Annotated in this window: 3 protein-coding genes; 1 reads left to right on the forward strand and 2 read right to left on the reverse strand. The window is 71.9% G+C overall.

Going from position 1 to position 5,448, the window contains the following annotated elements:
- Positions 1-64 precede the first annotated feature (64 nt).
- On the reverse strand, positions 65-1,093 hold the full coding sequence (tdh, locus tag GKQ77_RS26745) for an L-threonine 3-dehydrogenase (RefSeq protein ID WP_219691497.1): 1,029 nt from the start codon (positions 1,091-1,093) through the stop codon (positions 65-67).
- A 135-nt stretch (positions 1,094-1,228) separates the two neighbouring features.
- A complete protein-coding gene (locus GKQ77_RS26750) occupies positions 1,229-2,413 on the reverse strand; it encodes a Gfo/Idh/MocA family protein (RefSeq protein WP_219691498.1) in 1,185 nt (394 codons plus the stop codon).
- Between the two features lie 232 nt (positions 2,414-2,645).
- Between GKQ77_RS26750 and GKQ77_RS26755 the strand changes: the two genes are divergently transcribed.
- Entirely contained in the window at positions 2,646-5,117 is a 2,472-nt protein-coding gene (locus GKQ77_RS26755) for a polysaccharide lyase 8 family protein (protein ID WP_219691499.1), read from the forward strand.
- Positions 5,118-5,448: the final 331 nt, after the last annotated feature.

A 5,448-nucleotide genomic window follows, 5' to 3' on the forward strand; every position in this document is an offset into this window, starting at 1 on the left:
GACCGGAGCGAGGCGAGGGTGGCTACGACCCGGGGCGGGTCAGCCGGTCCAGCCGGTCAGCCGGTCAGCCGGTCCAGTCGAGGATGACCTTGCCGCCGCGCCCGCTCGCCGCGTCCTCGAACGCCGCCTCGAAGTCGCGGTAGCCGTACCGGCCCGTGATGACGGGGGCCAGGTCGAGGCCGCCTTCGAGCAGCACGGACATCGCGTACCAGGTCTCGAACATCTCGCGGCCGTAGATGCCCTTGATCGTGATCATCGAGGTGACGATCCGCGACCAGTCGACGGCGAACTCCTCGGCCGGCAGGCCGAGCATGGCGATCTTGCCGCCGTGGGTCATGTTGGCGACCATGTCGCGCATCGCGCGCGGGTTGCCGGACATCTCCAGGCCGACGTCGAAGCCCTCGCGCAGGCCGAGCGCGCGCTGGCCCTCGGCGATCGGCGCGTCCGCCACGTTGAGCGCGAGGCTGACGCCGACCTTGCGGGCCAGTTCCAGGCGCTCCTCGCTGACGTCGGTGATCACGACATTGCGGGCGCCGGCGTGGCGGGCGACGGCGGCCGCCATCAGGCCGATCGGTCCGGCCCCGGTGATCAGCACGTCCTCGCCGACCAGCGGGAAGGACAGGGCAGTGTGCACGGCGTTGCCGAACGGGTCGAAGATCGCGGCCACGTCGAGGTCGACCGGGACGCGGTGCACCCATACGTTGGCGGCGGGCAACGCGACGTACTCCGCGAAGGCGCCGTTGCGCCCCACGCCGAGGCCGACCGTGGCGCGGCACAGGTGGCGCCGGCCGGCCAGGCAGTTGCGGCACTTGCCGCACACCAGGTGACCCTCGCCGCTGACCCGGTCGCCGATCTTGATCTCGGCGACATCGCGGCCGGTCTCCACGACCTCGCCGACGAACTCGTGTCCGACCACCAGCGGCGCGGCCACCGACTGCTGCGCCCAGCCGTCCCAGTCCCGGATGTGCAGATCAGTGCCGCAGACCCCGGTGCGGAGCACCTTGATCAGGACGTCGCCATGGCCGATGACCGGCTCCGGCACGTCCATCAGCCAGAGTCCCGGCTCCGCTTTCTCCTTGACCAGCGCCTTCAACGCAACGGCTCCCGTCGTACTGCACTTCGCTTCTTGACCCGACGGCACAGGAATCTTCCTTAAGGAGGCGCCACGGTCCATCGAGGATTTCTTAAGCGGCCTCGCAGGTTTCCTTCAGACCTCGGCGAATTCGGGTCAGCGGAGCTGACCGCGTTCGAAATAGGCGATCAGGGCCGGATCCAGGGCGGGCACCTCGCGCGGTCTCCCGCCGTCCCGCAGCGACCGCGTCGCGCCCACGCCCGCCGCCACCGCCATCCGCGCCGCGACCGGCGACGTGTCGGTGCGGCCTCCTTCACGTACGAAGCGGACGAACTCCGCGACGAGCAGCGGATCCGCACCACCGTGCCCGCCCTCGTCCTGGACATCCGGCACCGGATGGGTGGCGTCGGCGTCGCCTCGGTAGCCGGAGCGGCGCGTGTTCCACACCTTGACCACTCCACCGGGCCCGTCGCCGAAGTTCTCCAGACGGCCCGCGTCGCCGATGACGGTGTAGTTGCGCCAGTAGTCGGGGGTGAAGTGGCACTGCTGGTAGGCGGCGAGCACGCCGTTGTCCAGGCGCAGGTTGACGAGGGAGACGTCCTCGACGTCGATGACGGGGTTGAGGCCGCGCTGGGTGTGCGGCGGCCAGTGGCCGTCCTTCGTGTACCAGTCGTCGGCCCTGGGCGCGCCCGGCGGGCGGCGGTGCGGGTTGTCGCCGTAGACCATGAGGGCGCCGAGGGCCTGCACCTGGCGGGTGTAACCCTCGGCGAGCCAGTGCAGTACGTCGATATCGTGGGCGGCCTTCTGGAGCAACAGGCCTGTGGTGCAACGCCGTTCGGCGTGCCAGTCCTTGAAGTACCAGTCGCCGCCGTACCCGACGAAGTGCCGTATCCAGACGGTCTTCACCTCGCCGATCGCACCGCTTCCGATGAGGCCGCGCATCAGGCGGACGACCGGCATGTGGCGCATGTTGTGTCCCACGTAGAGCCGCGTGCCGGTTTCGTACGCGGTCCTCAGGATGTCGTCGCACGCCTCGACGCTGATCTCCAGGGGTTTCTCGACGAAGACGGGCTTGCCTGCACGCAGCGCCTCGCAGGCGAGGGCCGCGTGGGTGTGGTCGGGGGTGAGGACCACGACCGCGTCCACGTCCGGGCCCTCGACGACCTTGCGATGGTCACCGGATATCAGGGCGCCGGGGAACGCCACGCCCGCCGCCGCCCGGGCGGCCGCGTCGTGCTCGGCCAGCGCGGTCACGCGGGAGCCCGCCCCCGGCCGGTGGGCGGTACGGGCGAGCGAGCCGCGCAGCCCGTATCCGAGAACGCCGAGCCGGAGGTCGGTCATGCGGCTTCCTTCGTCTGTACGGCTGTACGGCTGTACGGCGTCATCGGGCGGCAAAGTAGTAAACGCTTACTGCCACGTCAATACCTCCGACACCCGTACAACTCTCCCCACAGGACCCGCCTCACGGTCCACCCCTGACAGAAATCAGAGAAAGCCGTCCGATCCTCTTGCGCCTCATAGCAACCGCTTACATGCTGTCGCATCGACCATCCCGACACCCCTGGGAGTTCGCATGCCGCTGCCTCTTTCCGGGCCCACCGGGCCCAGCCGTCGCGTACTCCTCGCGGCCGGGGCGGCGTCCGCCGTCGTATCGGTGACGGCGGGCGGAACGGCGCGGGCCGCCGACCGCGACGACACCTACGACCCGCTCCTCGCCCGCGCCGCGACCCAGCTGACCGGCGGCGCGTTCGACGCCGAGGACCCCGACTTCGCCGCCGCGCTCAAGACGCTGGACACCCAGGCGGCCACCTGGTGGCGGCAGTTGGACCGCTCCGCGGGCAGGACCGCGCTGTGGCCCGACCTCTCCCCCGCCTCCGACCCCGCCCACTTCGGGCAGAGCTACACCCGCCTGCGCACCCTCGCCACGGCCTGGGCCACGCCCGGCACCTCCCTCAGCGACAGCGCGAGCGCGCAGGTCGCGAGCACAGAGGTCGCGAGCGCGGAGGTCGTGGACGTACTGCTCGACGCGCTGCGTTTCCTGCACTCCACCGGCTACCACCCGGGCCGCCCGGAGTCCGGTAACTGGTGGTTCTGGGAGGTCGGGGCGCCCCGCGCGCTGATGGACACCTGCGTCCTGCTGCGCGAGCGGATGCCCGCCGCCGACCTCGCCGCGTACACGGCAACGGTCGCGAAGTTCTGCCCGGACCCCGACCGCCGCACCCACTCCCCCTCGCTCTCGGAGACCGGCGCCAACCGCGCCGACAAGGCCGTGATCGTGGCCCTGCGCGGCCTGCTCACCCGGGACCCCGCCACGGTGGCGCTGGCGCGCGACGGCCTGTCCGACGTGCGGGACAGCGGCAGGAACAGCCTCTTCAAGTACGTCACTTCGGGCGACGGCTTCTACGAGGACGGCTCGTTCGTGCAGCACGGCTCCGTCGCGTACACGGGCACGTACGGCAGTGTCCTGCTCGGCAGCGCCGCGCAGCTGATCGCGCTGCTCGCGGGCTCTCCGTGGGCGGTCACCGACCCGAAGACGTCCGTGCTGTACGACGCCGTGGACCGGACGTTCGCGCCGGTGATCTTCGACGGGCTGATGATGGACGCGCTGCGCGGCCGGGCGATATCCCGGGAGAAGGCACGGGACCACAACGACGGCGCGGCGGCGCTCTCCCACATCCTCCAACTCGCCTCCGGCGCCCCGGACACGTACGCGCGCCGCTGGCGGGCGCTCGCCAAGGGCTGGATCCGGCGCAACAGGAACACCCCCTACCTGGGTCTGGTCGGCATCCCCGCGCTGGCCCGCGCCAAGGCCGTGCTCGACGACCCCTCGATCCCCGCCACCGCCCGGCTCACCGGTCACTTCACCTTCGCCGACATGGACCGCGTGGTGCACCGGCGCCCCGGCTGGGCCCTGACGCTGTCGCTCTCCTCGAAGCGGATCGCCGCGTACGAGGCGGGCAACGGCGAGAACCTGCACGGCTGGTACACCGGCGACGGCATGACCTATCTGTACGACGGCGACGACCTCGGGCAGTTCGGTGACGGCTTCTGGGCGACCGTGGATCCGTACCGCCTGCCGGGCACGACCGTCGACACCCGCGCGCGTGCCGACATCGGCTCCGGCGCCGGCACCTCGACGTACCGCCCGCGAAACGCCGTGGCGGGCGGCGCGACCCTCGACGGCCACTACGGCGCGGCGGCCATGGAACTCCTCGCCGACGGCAGCACTCTGCGGGCGCACAAGGCGTGGTTCTGCCTCGACAACGCCGTCGTCGCGCTCGGCGCGGGCATCAGCGCGAGCGACGGCCGTACGGTCGAGACGGTCGTCGAGAACCGCAATCTGCACGCGCCCGGGGCCACCGCTCCGGCGCTGACCGTGGACGGTCGCGGGCAACCGGGTCACCAGGGCTGGACCGCGCGGTTCGACGCCGCGCGCTGGGTCCACCTGGAAGGCACCGGCGGTTACGTCTTCCCCGCTCACCCCGGCCGGGTGGGCGGCCTCGGCCTGCATGCCCTGCGCGAGGAGCGGACCGGCAGCTGGCGGGAGATCAATACGGGGGCGGATACGGGGGGTAGCGCCGCGTTGGTGCGGCGCCGCTATCTCTCGTTGTGGCTGGACCATGGTGTCTCGCCTGACGCGGCTTCGTACGCCTATGTCCTGTTGCCCGGCGCGAGTGCGTCCGCGACCGCCTCCTGGGCGCAGGCCCGGCCAGTGCGGATCGTGGCCAACGACGCGACCGCGCAGGCCGTCGAGGCGCGGCGGGCCGGGCTGTTCGCCGCGCACTTCTGGCGGTCGGGGACGGTGGCCGGGCTGACGGCTTCGGGGCCCTGCATGGTCCTGGTGCGGCGAGGGCCTGAGGGGGCGTCGGTGGCGGTGTCCGATCCGGGTCGTGTAGGGGTGACGGTGAGGGTTGAACTTCCGTTCCCTGTGCGGGAGGTGCGGCGGGCGGATGACACGGTGGTGGTGGCTGTGGGGCGGCGGCCTGTGGTGACTGTGCGGGTCGGGGGCTCCCGGGGGCGGACGCATCGGGTCGAGGTCGTGTGAGGTCGGGTCTTCTTGGCGCCCTGTGCCCGTCGTGGGTCGAGTGTCGGGTGCCGGGTGGCCTGTGCGGGTCCGGCGTGGCTTGTCGCGCCGTTCCCCGCGCCCCTTACGGGGCACGTCCCCATCCGCAGGTGCGTCGTGGTTGCTCGCGCCGTTCCCCGCGCCCCCTACGGGGCCGCCCCCGCCCGCAGGTGCGTCGTGGTTGCTCGCGCCGTTCCCCGCGCCCCTTACGGGGCGCGTTTGCGCAGCGTAGGCGCCCGCGACCCTCGCGGGGGCGCGTCGCCCCACCGTCGACAAGGAAGTGACAGGCCCCATGCCCCCACCGCACCTGACC

Origin of the sequence: Streptomyces anatolicus (assembly GCF_019400875.1) — a bacterium.
Lineage (GTDB): Bacteria > Actinomycetota > Actinomycetes > Streptomycetales > Streptomycetaceae > Streptomyces > Streptomyces anatolicus.

Coding starts and splice junctions, on each gene's coding strand:
- GKQ77_RS26755 (WP_219691499.1), top strand. CDS start 2,646: ATGCCGCTGCCTCTTTCCGGGCCCACCGGGCCCAGCCGTCGCGTACTC.
- GKQ77_RS26750 (WP_219691498.1), bottom strand. CDS start 2,413: ATGACCGACCTCCGGCTCGGCGTTCTCGGATACGGGCTGCGCGGCTCG.